The organism is Pararhodonellum marinum (assembly GCF_015354735.1).
Lineage (GTDB): Bacteria > Bacteroidota > Bacteroidia > Cytophagales > Cyclobacteriaceae > Pararhodonellum > Pararhodonellum marinum.
In genome coordinates this window covers 301,047-321,672 of the sequence record NZ_JACEFJ010000004.1, presented here as the reverse complement: position 1 = coordinate 321,672, position 20,626 = coordinate 301,047, and the positions used below count along the sequence as shown (strand labels likewise).

Here is a 20,626-nt window from a genome sequence, read left to right as displayed (position 1 = left end):
TTGTGTGCTGATTGAGGTTATGGATAAACGCAATTACCATTTTTTGTGGTTTTTTAGCAGCATAATTTACGGTGAAGTTAGACTTTCCGAAGGTATTTTCAGCAAAATTTATATCGATGCATCAAAATTTATATGTGTTTAGCCAAATTTGATGGTTTTGTCCGCAGGATTGTTTAGCCTGCCTTTCATGGTTGGCCTTACTTTGTGCTTCATACAAACCATAAGAAAAATGAAAACACAAAATCTGTTTATCCCAATTTTAATGGCTGCCATGTTGGTCTTTTCTTCTTGCAGCAGCCAATCCTCCGCGGAAAGCGCCAACACCACTGCGGATGGCGATATCCATGGGGCGATCATTTCCGATAACATGGATGCGGTAAAAAAATACATCAGTAATGGCGGAGACCTAAATGCCAAGGATCCCTTTGGAGGCTCTAGCCCTTTGATCACAGCTACCGTGTTTGGCAAACCGGAAATGGCAAAAGTGCTGATCGATGCAGGAGCGGATATCAACTTCCAAAACAATGAAGGCAGTACAGCCCTCATTACCGCTGCATTTTTCTGTAGACCAGAGATCGTAAAGATGCTGCTAGACAAAAATGCGGACAAAACCGTGGTCAATAAATACGGCACCACAGCCTATGATAACGTGGCAGGTCCTTTTGACCAAATGAAAGATGCTTATGACATGATGGTAGCTATGCTGGGTCCAATGGGTCTCAAACTTGACTATGATTACCTCAAAAAAACCAGGCCAGAAATTGCAGCAATGCTGAAACCTTAAAGCTTCAAAACTGCCAGGTGGATGGTTTGAACTCCCACAGTCCTGTTCCTTTCTCAAAACCTGGCAGGTTTTCATCCCTTCCTTACTACCAAACTCCTAACCCATGCCTGCTCCTGAAAGAAGATATGACATTGATTGGCTCCGCGTGATTGCCATCGGTTTGTTGCTGATTTACCACATTGCCATAGGTTTCCAACCCTGGGGCGTCATGATCGCTTTTATTACAAATTCCGAATCCTGGCAAGCGCTTTTGATTCCCATGTCTATGCTCAATATCTGGAGGATTCCCTTGTTGTTTTTTGTTTCCGGAATGGGCCTGTACTTTGCGATGGGAAAAAGAAATTTTACCCAGCTGATCATGGAACGCAGCAGGCGCATCTTGCTGCCCTATGTATTTGGGATGTTTGCGATTGTACCGATTCACCTGCTGATCTGGCGCTACCATTACAACATGGACATGACCTACACCTGGGATGCAGGACACCTGTGGTTTCTGGCCAATATCTTTGCCTATGTCCTGGCTCTGGCTCCTGTTTTTTACCTGCTAAGATCGCAGAAATCATCCCGAATAAGGAATTTGATCATTAAGGTACTGAGCCATCCAATGGGTCTGTTGGTGGTGGCTGCCGCCATGGTGGCTGAGTCAGTGCTGCTAAATCCCATTCCCTATGAATTGTATGCGAAGACTTGGCATGGCTTTTCACTGGGTTTATTGGCTTTCTTTTTTGGGTATTGCTTTGTGTTGGCTGGACCAGGGTTTTGGAAAATGATCCAGAAATACCGATTGGTTTTTGTCCTTATGGCTACCGCTTTATTTGCAATTAGGACCTTTTATTTTGGCATCGGTGTACCATTGTACCTGATTCCAATTGAGTCATTGGCTTGGATTCTTTCCTTGTTGGCTTTCGGAAGCAAATACCTGAACAGACCCAGCAAAGCTCTGGCTTACCTTAGTGAGGCGGCCTATCCGGTGTATATCCTCCACATGATTTTTCTTTATTTGGGGTCCCTATTGATTTTCCCAATGGATATCGCTGTGCAGTTAAAATTTGTTTTGGTTTTGCTTTTCACTTCCATCGGCTGTTTTGCGGCTTTTGAGGGAATCCGGAGAGTGAAGTTGCTACGGCTGTTGTTTGGGTTAAGGGTTCAAAAATCTGAAAAACATTTTGGTCAAATATCCCCATCGGAAGATCAAAGTTCTCTGGACCGGGTCGTGTTAAGAAGATAGGGTTTTTTCAATCGGAAAATATCTATAGGTCCTATCTAACAATATTGATGAAAAAGTAAGTAAGGTTATTGTCATAGGGTTTCGTTTAAATAATAGGCTAAAAAAATTTAGTAACCACTTTAGTTCAGTGGTATTTAAACATATCCCTTTTGGGAGTATCGGGGGTAGTTCAATCAAAAAGGCTTTGTGAACTATACTCCTATGTGGTTAAAGAAATATCAAAGCCCCTAAACTAAATTTGGTTTCAATACCAGCAACCACCACCTATGGCTTATTCTCCATCGATTCAATTACTGTCAACATATCGATCCCTTTACCCAAAACAGGCTTCCACAAATCCCCCTTTTTTTCAATACGTTGCAGCATGTTGTGGATGGTAAACCGGGATGGGGACAATGTATGGTTCACTTCGTCCCATTCAAGGGGCGTACTGACGGTTGCGCCGGGTTTGGGTCTTGCGGAATAGGGTGCTGCAAGTGTTTGTCCTTGCCGGTTTTGTAAATAATCTACGTAAATCCTGTTTTTCCGCTGGTTCAATGGCCTATTGAGGGTGGTGGTTTTAGGCAGTTTGTCATTGACCTTTTGGGCAATAAGCTGTGCAAAAATTCTTACCGTATCATATTCATATTTTGCCCCCAGAGGAATGTAGACATGTAATCCGGTGGCACCTGAGGTTTTGCAAAAGCAGTCTACCTCCAATCCATCCATAATCTCCTTCACCACCAGGGCAGCATCTATGACCTGTTTGAATTCAGGCTTCTTTTTAGGTGGGTCCAAATCAATCACTACCCAATCGGGTTTTTCAGGATTTTTGGTGGTGGAATTCCAGGGATTAAATTCGATACAACCCAGGTTGGCCATGTAGATCAACGTGGCTGTGTCATTGCAGATCAGATAATCAATGTCTTTTTCTGTGGATTCGGAAAATACCTTAAAGGTCTTTAGCCATGAAGGTATTTTGTCGGTATCCATGTTTTTTTGATAGAAACTCTGCCCGGTTATGCCATTGGGAAACCGGTTCATGGATTGCGGCCTGTCTTTTAAATAAGGCAAAATCACTTCCGCAACCTCCAGGTAATAATTGACCAGATCACCTTTGGTAATCCCTTCTCCGGGAAAATACACTTTTTGCTGATTGGTAAGTTGCACGGTTGTTTTGCCAATCTTTATACTCCGGTCACTGTCTTTTTTTGATTGGACTTCCTTTTTGGCATCGGCGGCAACTTTTTTTGCTTGGCTTTCGATTTTGGGAGGAACCTTTTCAAGCTTTTCCGATGATTCTTTTCCGGTTGTCGCTTGATTGCTGTTGGCTTGTATTTCTGCAGGTTCCTTATCCGTTCTCAACCCCAAAAACACAGGGTGCCTTAAATTACCCTCCTGCGTAAACTCCGTGAATTTAACCTGGGCGATGTATTTGGGTTCCATCCACTGGATTTTGCGGATGATGGAAACCTTTTCCTTTAGGGCTGAAGTATCTGTAAAGTGAGGTTCAAATTGACTGTACAATTCCTTTAGGTCTGAATCACTGAATCCCGTTCCGCAGTTTCCGATGTACTTCAATGCTTTGCCATGGTATTGGGCCAGTAGGAGCGATCCAAAGTACTTCCGTGAACCCTTTGTTTCTGTGATCCCTACGATGATGGCTTCTTCCTGATTGATCAGTTTTATTTTCAGCCACTCCTTACTTCTTCGGCCAGCCCGGTACTCACTGTTCCCATCTTTGGCCATGATGCCTTCCAGGTTCTTTTGAAGTGCTGCTTTCAAAAAATCAATGCCTTTTTCTTCAATGTGATCGGAGTAAAAAATGTTTTTGAGTTCATAATTTGACAGGAGCATTTTCAAAAGCTCCTTTCTTTGAATCAAAGGAAGTCCCTGCGTATTGTTTCCGTCCAGTTCCAGGATATCAAACAGAAAATACTTCAAGGTCCCCTTGCCGCTTTTTCGAAAGTTTTGCAGCAATTGAAAATCAGCCCGGCCCTTGCTGTCTTCTATGACTATTTCCCCATCCAGCACCACCCCATGATCGATGACTTTTAATTCATCAGCCATGGTTTTGAACAAGGCAGTAAAGGAGTTCTCATTGCGACTAAAGAGGTCCACATTGCCATCGTTCAAGACAGCAATGGTCCTGTACCCATCATATTTGATTTCGTAGATCCAATCTTTTCTGTCAAATGCTTCTTTTACGGTTTCAGCCAGCATGGGCTTGATAAAGGCTGCTGCTGAACCTTTTTTGGAGGAGGACTTCGAAGATGTTTTTTGAGGCTTTTTGCTTTTGGCGGATGATTTTTTCAACTCCTCCAGCGTTTGATCGGATAGTACAGATTTATCCTTTTTCAACACATCTGTTTTTACAGCGAAGTCATCCGCTTTCTTGATCAGCAACCAGGCATTGTCTTCATTAGCCTTCAATTTCACCAAATCAAAGCCTCCCTTCAATTTTTCTCCGTTAAGCTGAAGGGCCAAATGCCCTTTAGAAAATCCGGCTTTTAAATTTTTGTACGTTTCAGCAGCATTTTCTGAGTCGGGGGATGTAAAGGTTCCGGCATCCCACACGATGACATGGCCAGCGCCATAATTTCCTTTAGGAATTTCTCCCTCAAAATCTTTGTAGCTGTAGGGATGATCTTCCACCATAATGGCAAGGCGCTTGTCATCTGGGTTTAAAGAAGGCCCTTTGGGTACGGCCCAGCTTTTGAGTACCCCATCAAATTCCAATCGGAAATCATAATGCAGGTTTCTGGCGGCATGTTTTTGAACGACGAACAGGAGTTCCTCGCCCGATTTTTTTGTCTTGGCATCAGGTTCCTTTGTCGATTTGAAATTTCTCTTTTTCTTGTATTCCGACAAACTCATCTGAGGAATGTTTAAGCAGTTTTTGATTTTTTATCGGACAGGCTGGCCTTGAGCATTTCCATCAAATCATCGCTTTGCCTGTGGACCACCTTCATTTTAGTTTTTGCAGGTTTTTTGCCTTTGGCTTTCGCTTTGATGATTTTTAAAAGTTTTGCGCTGTAAGTGTCTTTGTATTGTTCTATATCAAACTTCTCCGTAAGCTGTTCAATCAGCTTATCTGCCATCTCCATTTCCTTGGTTTTCTTTTTGGAAACTGCCGGTAATTTTAATTCGGTGGTATCCCTGATCTCTTGTACAAATCTGATCCGATTCAGTACAATTACATTTCCATAAGGTTTTAATATGGCCAGTCCTTCTTTGTTACGCATGACAAAGGAAGTAACCCCCACTTTACCCGAGGCTTTTAAAGAATCGCGAAGCAAGGCATAGGCTTTATTTCCGGATTTATCCGGTTCCAGATAATAGGGCTTTTCATAATACAGGCTGTCGATTTCCTGGCCATCCGCAAAACTGAGGATATCGATGGTTTTTGTTTTTTCGGCATCCGCTGCCTCAAAATCCTCATCCTCCAACACCACATATTCATCATCTACTTTGTATCCTTTTACTATATCCGCGTATTCGACCTCTTCCCCTGTCTTTTCATTTACCCTTTTGTACTTGATATTGGAGTGGTCGGCACTATCCAGCATATCCAAGTCCAGCTGACTGGCTTCGGTAGCTGAATAAATTTTTATCGGGATGTTGATCAACCCGAAACTGATAGAACCTGTCCAAATGGCACGCATAAAACTATATTTTATTTGACACTAAATTAGGCTTTTTTCTGTCACTTTTGACTTATATCCCATACCCGCAAATGCACCAAAAACCACATGGGCAAGCAATAAGTGGCCAAAGTATTTTTTTAAATTTTTCGCAGGTGGATTGGGGTGCAATTTAAAAACAGTCTTCCAGACCAAAATACCAGCTACCCCACTTGCTGCACCCAATAGACTTCCGGATAATATGCCAGGCTTTACTTTACCGGTTTGCCATAATTTATGATAGCCAAAAGCGAACATAAGGCCTACGAGATAATGTAACCCCCAACCCTCAATAATGGCATCTGATTTTCTCAATGAAGGACTAAGCCTCGATAACAAGTCAGCCAAAATGACTGGCTCTCTGAAATTTTCTTCCTTCTTTTCAGATACCAGATAACTGAAAAGTGTCATGGCTGAAGTTCCTGAAATCGCTGACTTTACAAGAGGTTGTACCTTCATACTTACAAAGGACATCTATTTTCACTGAAAAAGCTTTACACAACCTAACCATTGTTTTGCAAAATTCATAGATAGAATGACATCGAAATCACTTTGGATCCTGCTTGATTTTTATCCCTATCGATATCCATCAAGTGGGATCTCCTTCAAGGGGTTTCCACCATCTATAAACAGTTTGCCGTTTTTGGTCAAGGCCTTTGCTATTTTGGTCAAAGCCTGATTTTCTATTTCGGGATGTCTCCCATCCAAGGCGCCCACCCTTACAGCAAATGCCAGGTCAAAAAGATCTTCCTCTACACGAAGATCAAATGCTTCAACCGATGCTTTTCGAAAAGTTAGTAAACCCGAATTGATTTCATTTTGAGACTTTGAAATGGCCATCAGAATGGCTTTTTCGGACCGGTCAATGCCCAAAACATGTCCATCACTGATTCTATTTAGAATTGCTCTTGCCGCAGCTCCAGAACCACATCCAATTTCCAACACCCTTATCCCGTCATAGAGGGGCAAAGCGTTTACAAAGGCTGAAAGGCGCACGGAAAGGTTTTTGTTCATTTTGGAATGGTTTTATGCAGCCTCCACGATCTCTTTCAGCTTTTCTAAAGCCTTGGGATAGGTGGTTTCAAAATAATCCGAAAATTCATCAATGACATCGACCTCTACAGTTACAATGGTTCGATTTCCTTTTACTTCAAAAGTATAATCCTCCGTTCCTCCTGCCCATTGAGCAACCTTAGGACCTTCCAGAATTTCATTATCCCCTTCCAATAACCCATAGTGATGAATTGAAACAAATTGATTGGGAATATGGGATGCGATATTTGCAATCATTCCACCACGATTGCCCTCATCGTCTGTTCCGATAAACAAAATTTTGGACCCCTTTTCCCAGCTTCCTTCATAGGTTGAGGTAGGATTGAATTCGGCTGTCCATTGTTCGTAGGTCTTTTTATCGCTAAGTCCCAGCATGCAATCAAATGTTTTTTCCACAGGGGCATTGATTCCGATTTTGAATTGTTTTCGTTGCATTTTTTTGTCTTTTGAGTTGTTTACTAATGTTAGATAGGGAAACAAAACACCATTTGGAATGGTATTGAAGGCTTCACCCTGATTTCAATTTGATTTTAAAACTTCGTAAATTCTCCCCAATTGATGCAAGTGGCGCTTGGAATGAAAGACAATAAAATTCGCCAATTCCCATTTGGTAATCAACCCAAACGGCATTTTCAACATCGGTGTCAAATCACTTTTGGGAAGATTTTCAGCGAGCGCATGGAAAGCATGCTGGATCAATGCAAGGGTTTCCTGTTTCGAGAACAATCTGTTCTCCGGAACAAGAAAATCCGGTGAAGTCATTTTGATTTCAAAATTTAAAAATTGTCTTTCAAGGTTTGGGATCTGCTCACCAATATCACGGTCAGCTTGTTTGCCAGTGGCAAAAAGAAATCTACAATCATTGGCCTTTCCGATATGTTGAATAACCTGTGCCGCTGTCCAACTCCCTTCAAAAGGAATAGTATTGAGCTTTCTTTCATCCAAATCCACAAGTATTTTTGTGTATTGCTCTGAAAGGTTCCGATAAGTGGATGCAATCAATTGAATTGCCAGTGGATCGGGCATGGGTCTATAAGATATTTTATTTTCTCATCAGTCTATATTCAACTGTTTTCTTTTCTTTACTATTCCCTTCCTGGTCAAAACTCTCAATCAGGATGGTATCCGCATCGACAAATGAAATGGTTTGGCGAACATTTATCCGCCCCTTGGTCATCGGATTTGTCAATTGTCCGCTTACGTTGGCCGAGTTGGTTTCTTCATCCCAATCTCCAAAGAGACTTAAAGTTCCAGTTCCCATGTTGGTGATTGTCGTCAAGGCAAATGATTTGTCTGAGTTGTTAAAGCCCATTATCGTGATGGATTCATATTCCATACCCATCATGTTTCCGGTTTGTTTCAATTCCAAATACCTTCCTCCAAGCAACATCAAATGATGGGAATCCACCGGTATTTTGCTTTGATCAAATCCTTCGCCCATATCCATGCTGATTTCCATCTGGAATTCCCCTACATATTTTTTAAGCATATCATGCATGCCTGAGGGGGTCATGTATTCGGTCCAGGGATCCTGATTTTGGGCCTCAATGGGATTTACACTAAAAATTACTAGTATTAGAAGAAGTACATTTTTCATAGATTCAACCTTAAACTGCCAGATTCCATTTTTTAACAATATCGGCATTAAATCCATCTTTTTCTTTTCGATTGGGACTGCCATTTCCATTTTCTATCAAGTTGAAAAGGCTGTTGGAAAAATAGTTTTCCCAAGATTCACAGCATATATCATAGCATTCAAATTCCGGAGTCAGGCCTTGATGGGTAATGGTCACTTTGGTTTTTCCGTCTTCGATTGAAATTTCAAACACCAATTCTGTGCCCACCCATTCGGTAGAGTCTGAAGTAAAGCTGAAATGATTGTCCAATACTTCATAAATCAAGGTCTCTCCGGGTATAGAAGTTATCAATTTTAGTTTACACAGATGAACATCTTCGTAATGGTAGAAGAACGTTTCGTTGAGTTGGTCGGTGTTTCCGTCGATTTCCTCTGACCACCAAGCACGGAAATTTGAAATGGCATCAAATACATACTCAGGACTTTTTTCCATCAGAAAGGAATTGGTATAACTGTTACGGTTCATTTAGTTTTTCCGGTTTGCATCTTTTCAAATTTACTGTTTTATAATCATCTTAAAGTGGTGTGAAAACGACATTGTAAGGGGTTGATTAAGACACTGCTTTTGGGAAATTTGGTAAAAAAGTTGAAGCACCTTACCATTATTGTACCTGATGGACAAAGAAATAACCTCAGGTGCATTGTAAACGCTAACATGATTTCTTCCAGAGCCAATGAAATTTGGAAACCAAGGAGGGAAAAAGGTTTTCAATATAGTTCTGGCAGGAGTTGCTGAGTGGCAGACTTACTATGGCCGGTTGTTTTGGATGAATCCCCATACCACCCTATTCAAAATTGAAAGAACCGATCAACTAAATGAATTCTGGAATACAACCGGAAAACCATCGGCGAAATCATGAATAATAAGGGCTATTTTGAATTCAAAGTGTATGAAAAAAAATCACCCTACCGATTAAATGATTTGACCACCAATTCTCTTAAAGTCTCCGAAGCACCAGAATTCGTTTTTCTGAAACAATCGGGTAGAACCCGATTGTTTCACCCATAAAAAGAATATTAAAATACTTTATTTAGGTATTACATTATCCTTTTTCATTTGTTCAATGAAAAACTTGGCCTCATTGATCACAGACCTAATTGTATCCGGCACTTTATTCTTCGGGTTCAATCTACTGTAAAAAGTATCTCTTAACATATCAAACAGAATAAATGCCGATTCTTTAGAAAGGTTGACCTCACGCTTCCAAAGCGGCAAAATTGCCAGATCAATTTTTTGGTTGATTTCATCGAACGTTTTTTTGTAGCATAGGTAATGACCGTTGCGGATCAGTTGTCTGTGGAACAAAACTGAATCTTTATATTCTATCAATAATTCAACATATCCAGGATCAAACGACTCCAAGTTCATTATTTTACCGACCATTTCATCCCCGATTTTTCTGTGTATTTGAATCAATTCATCAATAAACATTTCCTTATTGACAAAAAAATGATAAAAGCTTGATTTATTATGTTGTAATATCCGGGCTAGGCGCTCTATTTGGATACCTTCTGGACCATCTTCACCAAAAAGCTGATATCCTACCGTAAGCCAACTACTTCGAGGATTTTTAGATTGAAACATACAGCGATAGTTGTAATGATTGAATAAAAATTCCGTAATCGAAAAAGAACTTATGCTCGGGAAGTTACATAATATATTTCTAAATCTCCTCAAAAAAATCAAACTAAAATTATACACTTAAATCCAGAGGAAGTTTTTAGAATGCGAAAAACCGGACAATGGGGGGTAAAATATGGATTTATCCTCAAGAATTGGTACCTGAAAATTTTTTTTTGACAATTGTCTTTCTCTTAAATCGATGAAAAAATGGCTTCAAAACATTGTGGAAATCAGTCTAGAAATTATTTCTGCCAAGGGGATTTCGATGAGGATCACAAATAAAAATGGAAATAAAGTCAAAAACATCAGAGGAAGCAGATCTCTTATCTGAAAGAGAATTAATCTCATGTTTAGTACATTCTCTAAAACCGCATTAAAATCTGAAAAGGAAGAGATGTAAGGAACATCTTCGGAATTTGTAGCATGGTCCGTTCCGGCATTAAAGGATTTTAAATTTGCCTTATTGTACACTTGCTGGATTCCATCGTAAAGTTCGAATATACTTTTTTCTTTAAAATCGAGAAGCTTTTTTGAAAAAACAAACAATGGATAAGTAAAAAACCCCGCAACAAATAATATATAGCAAAACAAAGTCAGTCGAAAATCAACCAGCATCATCCCATCTACTATCATTAAATCGGCCATATTCCCTGCTAAAATAACCGAAATTGCTAGACAGACAGGCGCAAAGTAGGAAATACTAAACGCCAGAAATCCGAGACCTCCGACTTTATCTGCATGGAAGGGGGAAAGGCATAGATTCAACTGGGCTACCTTAGCCAAAATTCTTCCCCAAACCAATACCCTTAAAATCCACCTATAAATAAAAAACAAGGTAAAAGGTCTACTAACAATCACTGCCCATTTTCCCACCATGTTCAGAAATGGCTCTCCATTGTTTCTTTCAAACTGCCAAGCAGCAACTGAGGTGTACTGTGCTTCAAAAAAAAGTATAGATACTACCTGGATGTAGCAAATGACCAACAAGAAGAAGTCAGTCCAAGGACTTTGAAGGAAGTTGATTTTGCTTTTGATTATGGATTCAAACTCAGCCACTTGGTCCTTGGGAATCATTCCGGCGTCAATAAATTGAACGAGGGTTTTTACCAGCTTGCCACTAACCAAAGGCTCCGCCAAGATAAGAATGGGCAAAGAAATCAAAAATCTGGTTTGCGCTTCGACAGAAGTGATAAATGAACCCTCGATACTACCAGTCCAAAAATTACCATGAATGAGGGAAAGGACAACCAATGGAAGCCAGCATACGCCAATTGCAACAAGAACTTTGACTTTTAATTCTTTTTTTTCGGAAAAGTGCCACCCAAGCTTTTTAAAGATCCTATCAAGATTTTTGTCTCCGAATGAAAATTCAGCCAAATTTACTTTTTTGGTGTCGAATACCATCTGAAGTAATTTAATTTGTTAAAACAGGTCTGCCAAATAATCCTTGTACATGCCTGGCATTGTTGCCCTCAATCTCGTTAATTGTTGTAATTTGCTCTTCAGAGGCCTCATACACGTGCTTGGAAATATACCATCGAACAGATTCCGTATAGGGTGGTGTAGTAAGCGATCCTTTGTAATGGTAATAATTGTCGATTACATGAGAAGGAATGGTCCCAATTAAGTCAGAGATTCTGACAGTCCCTATCTTTAATTCAGCAGTTTCACTTTCTTGCTTTGGGATAGCATCCAAAAAATCAGTTACGAATTTGTTGGTTGATCCTTCCTTGAATAAAATTCCAATTACCAGATATTGAGGGGTTTCATTTTTGGCATCGTTTGGCATGATGTTCACAATGTGCATTTCCATGGGGTAGGTGATCCCGTCGATTTCGTGTTCGGAGGGCGTGTGAAAATGGAACTGTTTGAACTGAAAAGTAGTATCATCAACTGTAATACTACTGCCTTCTGCAAAGTCCAATTGTACCGTATGCCCAAGATTTTCAATTTTATTGATTTCATCTTTGTAATTGATAGAAATAAGATGCCTTCCTTCTTGTCCGGTTTGTGAAGATTGGATATTGATGGGAGATTGGCAAAGCCCATGATCAAGTCCCGGCAAGGCAGAACCGAGGTTTCTCATTTCAGAAACATCAGGTGTAGAGTCCTTTCCTTCAGTTTTGTATTCTATTTTGGTTTCCGAGGCGGGTTTGGAACATGCAAAACAACCCAAAACCAACACCAACAACAATGCATTATTTAAGGTCTCTTTCATATGAGCGGTTTTAATTACTGATTTGAATAGTTAAATTTATAGGTAGCATTCATCTGGGTTCTCAATGCAGAACCTTTCTGGCGGTCTATATTTACCCTTTCTCCAGCCAAAGCCTCCAACCCAAAAGTGAGATTTGGCACAGGATCCCAAAAAAGATTAACAGAGCCATAATAACCTTTCTTATAGTCTGTTGATTGCAGGTTTGGATTACCAACTACGTCTAACCAACCACCTGTAATTGAGGAATGAATGTGACTTTTCCAAAAATGTTGAAAAGAAATGTTACTGCCCCGAATAAACAGCGATTCCATTTCAGGAGATCCATTATAGATGGCATCATAGTTTAAATTGATTATACCTTGGATATATCTGGCTATCCCAGTTCCAATGACAGTCTGGAATTTTAACTTATCCACATTCCCGATCTTTACAGAACCCAATACAGTACCGCCATATCCATATAAACTTCTGGACTCGTCGCTTTGGTATCTTACCTCTCTAAACAATCCCGCCGCCTTGATAAAACCAAACTGCCCATTGACACGATATGAAGCTATTACATCAGGAAATCTCTCAGGCAATGCAGTTACATTTCCTCCCAAAGTGATTTTTTCTATTGGGTTTTCGAAGGAAATTGATAGTATGTTCTTGGATTTGTAGGTAGCAAACACAATCTGAGGAGTCCTGGACAAAGTAGAGCTGTTGGGTCCTTCAAAATCCACGGTGGTAGGATTGGCCTCAATATCAAAAAAATTGCTCCATTCCATTCCGATGAGTACAAACTTATATTTGACAAGGGCATGCCGCATCCGGAATATTCCTGTGGCGTCTGTGGCGTCGTTATGAAAATCACCCTCTAATTTTATGAACAACTCTTCGTCTCCCACAGGCTGATGAAAATCAAATCCAATTCTTGTTTGTTTTGCTCCAATAAAAAAGTTGGGATTTCGAGGTTGGCCCACTTTAATATTCGCTGGTACAAATAGATCGCTCCTGCCCATATCCTGATTGTCCCACACAAAATTGGTCCTTCCAAAACCGTAGATATTAAACCAGCTTTTTTTTTCGAAGTTTTGTTGAGCAAAACCTAGAACCGATAGAGATAACATAACAAAGAATAAAGTGCAAAACCTCAAATATTCTTTCATCATATCCTAAATGGTTGAAACTCGAATTTTGGTGAATTGTAATGAAACGCAATCACTGGGATCTAGAATTAACTCCAAAAGGCACAAACCTGTGGAGTTAATTAGTCTCATGTAATGCTATAGTAACAACTTAAGATTCCTAACTTTTTATTGGTCAAGAAGTATCTCTTAAAATACAGTACGTTCCGTAAAACTTTTTCAATTACAAAGTGGTACCCTTGATTATTCCAACCATTCGGCGGGAACCATTTGATAACCCAATTGTCTCAATACATCTGCTTCATTATAGAAAGTCAGGCTTTTTTTTATTTTGCCATTTTCAACCAGGTAGTTGGAATTCGCCCAAATGATCACCGAATCCCCATCTTGGAATACGATACTTAATTCAGCCCAATTGGCAACCCAATCTCCTTTGCTCTCACCATCAGGGATAGTTACCCCTGCAAAACGGGATCTGTTATATTGGATTTTTTCGTACAGGTTTTCGACATTGTATTTCCAATTGGCTACTGCGTCACTTTTTCCAATTGAATCACCATAAGAGGGGCCAACACCAATGTAATCATCATCCAGCATATTTTCCATACCCTCAAAATCAAGGTTTTCAACAGCATGGACATATTTTTTGACCAATTCAATATTTTCTTTTTGATTGCTTTCGGTTGATGTACAGGCTAGTGATGCAAAAGCAATAGCGACTATGATAATAAGATTTTTCATGTTTCGAAATTATTTAATAGTATACCCTTTGCCTTCCATACATGCAGAAAAAGCTTTTTTGAATTTGTCAAGCATGGCTGATTCCTGTGCAGCGGCTTCGGAATGGGCCTTTTGATTGTATTGAGCCTGTGCTTGTTGGCCGGCCCTGCGCCCTCTTAGTGCCCCAAGTGTTGCACCTATTGCTGCGCCTTTTCCAGTATCCCCAGCGATTGCACCTATGGCCGCACCCGCAGCGGCCCCTCCCGCTGCTCCAACAACAGCTCCTCCTGTCGGGCCTGTGGATTCCTCAACTTCTATTTTGGGGATGTTTTGAGGATCAATGCCGGATTGGTCCATCGCCCATTTGTAGCATTCAAATTCGTCCTGCTTTTGTTTGCCTTGACTTTGGTTTTTTGAAGGGAAAACAAACAGTCCAAGTGATTGAGAAATCTGGTTATAAGTGATTTTGCTGGTATCCGGAAGGGCCTGCATAGTTGGCACTTGGGCAAACCCTGGATTCAAACACATGACAAAACCTAACAAGAGCACAAGAGCTACATAATTGGCCAATTTTTTTTCTTTCATAGTAGAAAAATTTTTGTGGAGTCTACATTAAATTTTCAGTTAAATGGAATAGTTCTTAGAAACACTGTAGGCCGTTAAAAACTACCCCTTTTATTTCTTGGTGTACCAAATTTTTGTGGTGCCTATAGTGCCGTTGAAGCGAAAGGGTGCATCATCATAATAATCAAAAGATACAGGCGAACCCAAGTCGCTACCAAAGTCAAGACAGTCGTTGGCGGTAAATGCAAATGCTGCTGTTACTGGCACTTGACCTTCTGCTACCACTTTTCCGTTTACTTTCAGTGTGACATCAAGTGCAGATCCGCGATGGGGTGATGTTAATCTGGACACCACATCAATTTTAACATTCCCTGTTGGTATTTTTGTTTTTGACTTGATTCTTGTTCTATTGATTAAAAATAGATTATACTCATAGTGTAAATATCCATCCTTTACAAAGCAGGTGAGTCCGCCAGAAAAACCTCCAAGTGCATAAAGTACACCATTGGCATTTTCAGGAATTGTAACTTCCATACTGACGTCGTTGTCGAATTTCCCTAGTTTTGGTGCTGCAAATTCAGGCATTCTCTCAATCCGCCCGGTAAAAGTCCATTCTGTATAGGGTGTTGCTGGAGCGTGTTCTGGATGATATACCACAGACCACAAGCCTCCTCCAATAGGAAGATTTTTGTTTTTGGCAGATTCCACCAGAAACATATTCTTCATTTCTGCCAGCTTCTCAGGCATTTCTTTCGCCAAATCATTTGCTTGACTCCAATCTTTGTCAATATTATAGAGTTCCCAAGTGTCCTCCTCAGGATTCCAGGTAGCCGCGCCTTCCGGAAGTCCGGGAACCCAAGGATTGCGAAGTCCGAAGGCAGAAGCAAACCAACCATCGTAATAGAGACCACGGCTTCCCATGATATCAAAAAACTGAAGTTTTCTGGTTCCTTCTGCTGTAGCATCTGTAAAAGTATAATCCATACTCACTCCATTGATCGGATCTTGTGTAAAGCCATTAACCTCAAGAGGAGCTGGGATATCTAAAACTTCATAAATTGTAGGTACGATATCTATCACATGGTGGAACTGGGGTCTTGGTGTTTTGTCGCTTTTGATTTTTTTCGGCCATGATATAGCCATTGGTTGACGGGTGCCTCCAAAATGTGCTGCGACGAGTTTTGTTGACCTATACGGCGTAGAACCAGCCCATGCCCAACCGGCATTGTACATATTATCTGTTTTAGCGGATCCCAATACATCAAGGCCACCAAGCTCTTCAAGGGCGTCAATATGTTGTTGGATGGTAGTCGGAATACTGTTTTGTGCAAGCAATTCACTGATGGTTCCATTTTGTCCCTCGGCAGAAGAGCCATTGTCACCCCAGATATAAAAAATGAGGGTATTATCCAGTTTGCCTTGCCTTTCTATTTCATCAATAAGTAATCCCGCATTGTAATCTGTGTGTTCAGTAAATCCGGCATACACTTCCATTAACCTGCTTTGGAAGGCTCTTTCAGATTCAGGGATATCATCCCAACCATTCATGGTTTCGTCGCGTGCTGTCAACTGTGCATCTTGAGGTATCCAACCCATTTCCTTTTGTCTTTTAAATGCTCTCTCACGGTAGGCATCCCAACCATCATCAAATTTACCTTTGTATTTATCGGCCCACTCTTTGGCTACGTGGTGTGGCCCATGCACAGCTCCCGGAGCCCAATACATAAAGAATGGTTTATCTGGTGCAAAAGCTTGTTGTTCTCTTAACCATTTAATGGCATCTTCGGTGATATCTTCAGTGAGGTGATAATGGTCATGGCCCTGCGTAGTTTCGGGATGATCTACTACGGTTGTGTTTCTCACCATGTGGGGTTCGTATTGTGATGCTTCACCAGCCAGAAAACCATAAAAATATTCAAACCCATAACCGGTAGGCCAGTAGTCAAAAGGACCTTTGGATGTTGTTTGCTCAGCAGGCGTATTGTGCCATTTTCCAAATGCACTTGTGTTGTACCCGTATGCCTTCAGGACTTCGGCCACGGTTGCCGAAGTTTTGGGTATTGTTCCGCTAAATCCATCCCAATCATTTGCGATTTCGGCTATTTGTCCATTGCCAACTACAGTATGATTTCTTCCGGTGAGTATAGAAGCCCGCGTTGGAGAACACATGGCCGTTGAGTGAAATCGGTTGTATGAAATCCCCATATCAGCAATACGGCTCAGGTTTGGTGTATTAATTTCACCACCATAGGTCGTAGGTGTAGCAGGCCCACAATCATCAATAAGAATAATAAGAATATTAGGTGCATCCTCAGGAAGCCTTTGCGGTTCAATTCGCTTTTTATAAGTTGAAGTTTTCATGGTAAGCCCTGCTTCACTAGCTGAAGGGGCTTTCGGAAAAGGCAAAACACTTTGTGCCTGAATATAACCTGTGAAAACGAAAAGATTAATACAGATTAAGATTGCCAATGAGTTGATGTTAAATCCCATAATTAGTAGCGTTTTTATTTAATTTGTTAAATACATTTTTCAAAGCCATCATCCAGGCACTGTTAAATCCACCTAATAATCCTGGAGGAGCTTCAAACCATTGGTACATTCTCTTTTAAATTTTAACACAGTAATAATGTATAATGAAGAATTAGGTTGTGGATTTATAAAAATCTTCAGCATAGATTGTTCTCAAGTTATAAATCTTATCAAATAGGGTTTAGACGTTGCCGTACAGGGGAATTTTTGAAATTTAGAAAGTCTCAGAAATAGCAAGATAAAATCCACTTGACTGCTCTCCACGGCCGTAGTCAAGAACAAGGTTAGTTCTCGAATTTTTATCAATTTTCACCCGTAGCCCTATGCCATAACCCACTTTGACTGATTCGAACATTTTCAGTTGTTGGACCGCGTTGGTAGCTGTAGTTCCGTTCACAAATAAAACCCCTCCCAAAATGCCACCGCATTTTGAAATAGGAAATCTATATTCTGTTTCTCCATACAGGTAATTGTTGCCCCGAAATCTCCCCTGTGTATATCCTCTACCACTTCTACCTCTTTGGTCAAAAGCAGTTGCAGGTAAAATCATGTAAGGAAAATCCCCCTCTGGCGTCAAATCTCCCAATAACCAAAAACCAATCAAGTGGGCAGGGTTTTTTTTGGATAAGTTATGGAAACTTCTCCACTCACCTGAGAACATTTCGGCGTTGCTCTTGTTCCCAAAAACCCGATAGGCTCCTCTAAAACCAAGGGAAAGAAAATACCCTTTGTATGGTTGGATCATATTGTCCCGCTTGTCAATGATGAAATTTCCAAACATGGCAGAGGAGTAATATTTTTCTGCATTGAAGGAATATAACATACTATAGACATAATGAGAGGTCAATAATTGGTTTTCGGGGTCGAGATTGAGTTTTTGATCCACAATTTTAAAATAGGAATCAAAGTGGTATCCCAAACCTAAATATATCCCTTGTCTCAGCTTGAATCCCACAGATTGATGAAACCGGGCAAAATTGAATGTCATAGGCTGGGCCAAAGAATCTATATCAGTTTCGGAACCTCCCAGGCTAAATTGATAATCCAAAATCCCACCTTTCGGAGCATTCGTTCCTAAGCCATAAGTGGATTGGGAAAAAATCATATAACGCCAGTCTCCTGTAAAGAACAACTTTTCCCGTTTTGTGTAAATACTGTTTTTGGCCGTAAATATGTACTGGTCTTTGGTAGTAGCCTGCAAACTCCCGCTAATCAGGGAATAAAGATTGGTTTCAGACATTTTAAAGGCAAACTGTCCCCCCAAACCAACCATAAAACCAGTAGCAGGATTGGATCCGATGATCGGAACAACCAACAAAGAATTCGCACCTATCTCTTTGGGTTTGGGATCCTTACCCAAAGCTTCTCTGATCAATTCCGGCAAATCTTTATCTATACATGTGGTGTCAGGAGCTAATGCCTGCCCCTTTACTTCTGAATGGAAGTATAGAAAAATCCAGAAAACGAAAAAAGAACGGTTAAGAATTCGAATCCATAACATAATACTTATCTTAATTCTTATTGATCTATATAGACAGCAGATATTTTAAAGGAAATGGAAATTAAACCCTAATGCCTATTAGAATATCAAAGAAAAGGAATGATTAGTTTTCTTAATCTCACTGCTTCTCAAACTCACCGATAAAGGGAATTGCTTCCATTAGGGAAGCCCTGATTTCGCTGAGGATATACTCCTCTATTTGAAAGAATTGGGTTGCCACTTTTGAGCCTGAGGCTTTCTTCACCTTCTTATAGTATCCTTCAATCAATTTATCGTTTCGTTTTTTTAAGGAAATCATAGTACTGACCACCTGATCATAATCAGCATCCTGCATAGTGGTATATTTCTCGGCATATTGATTTATGGCCTCTATCCTCTCCTTACCCAATGCTTTTCTTTCAGTTTCATACTGGTCATAGATTTCCCAAAATGGATCACCCGGACTTATGTTCAAAAATTCAGCTACAGCTTGCTTTTTTTCCATTCCGAAGATGGATTGGATAAAATCTAATTCTTCCTTATTGGTTTGCGCTTGGACATTTTGAAAGAATAAAGGCGTCATCATCAAGATGAAAAGGAGAAGAGTAGTTTGCTTTTTCATGGTTTATTTTTTGAGATTTGGTTATAAGTTTCAATTTTGATTTTAAGATTTTATCCCTTTGATTTTTTTTCACCCGCACCGATTGGAATTCTGAGGTAAATGTTCAAAGATGAATTTCTGGTTTTATGCGAGGTAGCGGCATTGACATCCACCAGACCATGGTAATATAAAAAGCCCAGGCTCGTACTTTTAAGGTCTTTTTTCAATTTATATCCCACGCCTCCAACCACTCCAGCATCAAGTCGATGATAGTTGTCACCCAATTCTTTCTCAAACTCAAGCTCCCCTCCATTGGAATCCACAAAAAATAAATCGAAGGCCTTTGTCCTAAGTCCGGCCTGTAACCCACCTTCAAGCAATATCCGGGTACGGATTCTTTGTTGCCACATAATCGGAATGTAAAAATAGTTGATTTTGGTAGTCAACATCCCATCTTCAAAAATTCCGTCAAAGTCCTCATCGCCCAAGGGATAGGTAGCCATTCCTGTGGCCCCGACATTTGATTTGACCAACACTCCTGTACTCAAATAAGCGTTCTCCAAAAGCAGGATATTGAAATAGAAACCGAGATTGAAGTTGTTGAGTCCTTCGGAATCTGGGATATCCCTCAAATAAGATCGATTCATGCCACCTGTCAATCCAAATTCTATCTTGTCAGTGTTTAAGGCATCCCCAAAAAGCAAAGAAATCAGTACTTGGGCGTTTGAGCTTGCTGAGATAAGAAAAAAAAAGAACGGGAGGCCAATTCTAAAATTATTTACCATATCAGTTAGATAAAGGATTTTCGGATTTTTTTAAAAATAAATTTCGCATCGAGTCAACTCCATAGTGTCTTGATAATTCCTTAAATGCAAAAAAAGGCAAAAAGGTAAATGCCACAATCAGTACACCTCCAAACCAAACCATATTAAAATGGTGGGTAAAGGAATCTGTAATTCCTGTCCAGGATTCTGTTTTCCACAAGGTTTTGACCGTGACTTCCAAAAGTTCAAAAACCACAACCAATAAAGTAAAGAACAAGGTTTTGTAAAGTGTAGGAACAATGAGAGGTTGATTTTCAAATCTTTTACTGATTTTCAAAAAAGTCCCGATCATAATCACTTTTCCAAAAATCAAAGCTTTGACCAGTCCAATAAAATAATCATTCAAATAAATCCCATATTCAGCCAGCAAAAGTCTCCTGTATAAAATAAATACACTAAAAAAAAGACCGAGGTATAGTACATTAAAACCATATTCAGCTAATTCGTGAAGTAATTTATCTTTCAGTGGCTTTTCAATAGTCTTATTCTCCATTGTATCATTATTGAATAGGTTTTTCAATTCATATTTAAGGTATATGGATCAAACCTTCTGAATATTTTTGGAGGTTTAAACAG

The 20,626-nt window shown here is 40.1% G+C and carries 21 protein-coding genes; 2 read left to right on the top strand and 19 right to left on the bottom strand.

Features of this window, described 5'->3' with window-relative positions; translation table 11 throughout:
* Positions 1–229 precede the first annotated feature (229 nt).
* Complete coding sequence (locus tag H1A14_RS10805) at positions 230–784, top strand: ankyrin repeat domain-containing protein (protein ID WP_228527729.1); 555 nt, start codon at positions 230–232, stop codon at positions 782–784.
* Between the two features lie 103 nt (positions 785–887).
* On the top strand, positions 888–2,012 hold the full coding sequence (locus H1A14_RS10800; RefSeq protein ID WP_194776257.1) for an acyltransferase family protein: 1,125 nt from the start codon (positions 888–890) through the stop codon (positions 2,010–2,012).
* A gap of 264 nt (positions 2,013–2,276) precedes the next feature.
* Here H1A14_RS10800 and ligD read toward each other — a convergent pair whose 3' ends face one another.
* The 19 genes from ligD to H1A14_RS10705 form a co-directional block, all read right to left on the bottom strand.
* Complete coding sequence (gene ligD / locus H1A14_RS10795) at positions 2,277–4,868, bottom strand: DNA ligase D (protein ID WP_194776256.1); 2,592 nt, start codon at positions 4,866–4,868, stop codon at positions 2,277–2,279.
* An 11-nt stretch (positions 4,869–4,879) separates the two neighbouring features.
* The gene (gene ku, locus H1A14_RS10790; RefSeq protein ID WP_194776255.1) at positions 4,880–5,656 is read right to left on the bottom strand and encodes a non-homologous end joining protein Ku; all 777 of its coding nucleotides are present in this window, start codon (positions 5,654–5,656) and stop codon (positions 4,880–4,882) included.
* Positions 5,657–5,677: 21 nt separating this feature from the next.
* Positions 5,678–6,133, bottom strand: coding sequence for a hypothetical protein (locus tag H1A14_RS10785; RefSeq protein WP_194776254.1), 456 nt, complete (start codon positions 6,131–6,133; stop codon positions 5,678–5,680).
* 117 nt (positions 6,134–6,250) lie between these two features.
* Entirely contained in the window at positions 6,251–6,688 is a 438-nt protein-coding gene (locus H1A14_RS10780; RefSeq protein WP_194776253.1) for a class I SAM-dependent methyltransferase, read from the bottom strand.
* A gap of 12 nt (positions 6,689–6,700) precedes the next feature.
* Positions 6,701–7,162, bottom strand: a complete 462-nt coding sequence (locus H1A14_RS10775; RefSeq protein ID WP_194776252.1) for an SRPBCC family protein — start codon at positions 7,160–7,162, stop codon at positions 6,701–6,703.
* 84 nt (positions 7,163–7,246) lie between these two features.
* A complete protein-coding gene (locus tag H1A14_RS10770; RefSeq protein WP_194776251.1) occupies positions 7,247–7,753 on the bottom strand; it encodes a DinB family protein in 507 nt (168 codons plus the stop codon).
* Positions 7,754–7,769: 16 nt separating this feature from the next.
* Complete coding sequence (locus tag H1A14_RS10765; RefSeq protein WP_194776250.1) at positions 7,770–8,324, bottom strand: DUF1579 family protein; 555 nt, start codon at positions 8,322–8,324, stop codon at positions 7,770–7,772.
* 10 nt (positions 8,325–8,334) lie between these two features.
* The gene (locus H1A14_RS10760) at positions 8,335–8,829 is read right to left on the bottom strand and encodes an SRPBCC family protein (protein ID WP_194776249.1); all 495 of its coding nucleotides are present in this window, start codon (positions 8,827–8,829) and stop codon (positions 8,335–8,337) included.
* Positions 8,830–9,390: 561 nt separating this feature from the next.
* Positions 9,391–9,948 carry a TetR/AcrR family transcriptional regulator gene (locus H1A14_RS10755; protein ID WP_194776248.1) on the bottom strand — a complete coding sequence of 186 codons (558 nt, stop codon included), beginning with the start codon at positions 9,946–9,948 and terminating at the stop codon, positions 9,391–9,393.
* Between the two features lie 252 nt (positions 9,949–10,200).
* Positions 10,201–11,391, bottom strand: a complete 1,191-nt coding sequence (locus tag H1A14_RS10750; protein WP_194776247.1) for a hypothetical protein — start codon at positions 11,389–11,391, stop codon at positions 10,201–10,203.
* Between the two features lie 10 nt (positions 11,392–11,401).
* The gene (locus tag H1A14_RS10745) at positions 11,402–12,205 is read right to left on the bottom strand and encodes a carbonic anhydrase family protein (protein WP_194776246.1); all 804 of its coding nucleotides are present in this window, start codon (positions 12,203–12,205) and stop codon (positions 11,402–11,404) included.
* Positions 12,206–12,219: 14 nt separating this feature from the next.
* Positions 12,220–13,356: a DcaP family trimeric outer membrane transporter gene (locus tag H1A14_RS10740; protein WP_194776245.1), complete on the bottom strand. Its 1,137-nt coding sequence runs from the start codon at positions 13,354–13,356 to the stop codon at positions 12,220–12,222.
* A gap of 219 nt (positions 13,357–13,575) precedes the next feature.
* Positions 13,576–14,073 (bottom strand): nuclear transport factor 2 family protein, encoded by a 498-nt coding sequence (locus H1A14_RS10735; RefSeq protein ID WP_194776244.1) that lies wholly within the window; start codon positions 14,071–14,073, stop codon positions 13,576–13,578.
* Between the two features lie 9 nt (positions 14,074–14,082).
* Positions 14,083–14,637: a glycine zipper domain-containing protein gene (locus H1A14_RS10730; protein ID WP_228527728.1), complete on the bottom strand. Its 555-nt coding sequence runs from the start codon at positions 14,635–14,637 to the stop codon at positions 14,083–14,085.
* A gap of 90 nt (positions 14,638–14,727) precedes the next feature.
* Positions 14,728–17,106: an arylsulfatase gene (locus H1A14_RS10725; RefSeq protein ID WP_194776243.1), complete on the bottom strand. Its 2,379-nt coding sequence runs from the start codon at positions 17,104–17,106 to the stop codon at positions 14,728–14,730.
* A gap of 253 nt (positions 17,107–17,359) precedes the next feature.
* Positions 17,360–18,646: a BamA/TamA family outer membrane protein gene (locus H1A14_RS10720; RefSeq protein WP_194776242.1), complete on the bottom strand. Its 1,287-nt coding sequence runs from the start codon at positions 18,644–18,646 to the stop codon at positions 17,360–17,362.
* A 118-nt stretch (positions 18,647–18,764) separates the two neighbouring features.
* Complete coding sequence (locus H1A14_RS10715; RefSeq protein ID WP_194776241.1) at positions 18,765–19,247, bottom strand: hypothetical protein; 483 nt, start codon at positions 19,245–19,247, stop codon at positions 18,765–18,767.
* Positions 19,248–19,297: 50 nt separating this feature from the next.
* Complete coding sequence (locus tag H1A14_RS10710) at positions 19,298–20,011, bottom strand: outer membrane beta-barrel protein (protein ID WP_194776240.1); 714 nt, start codon at positions 20,009–20,011, stop codon at positions 19,298–19,300.
* Position 20,012: 1 nt separating this feature from the next.
* Positions 20,013–20,543, bottom strand: a complete 531-nt coding sequence (locus H1A14_RS10705) for a hypothetical protein (RefSeq protein WP_194776239.1) — start codon at positions 20,541–20,543, stop codon at positions 20,013–20,015.
* Between the last annotated feature and the right edge of the window lie 83 nt (positions 20,544–20,626).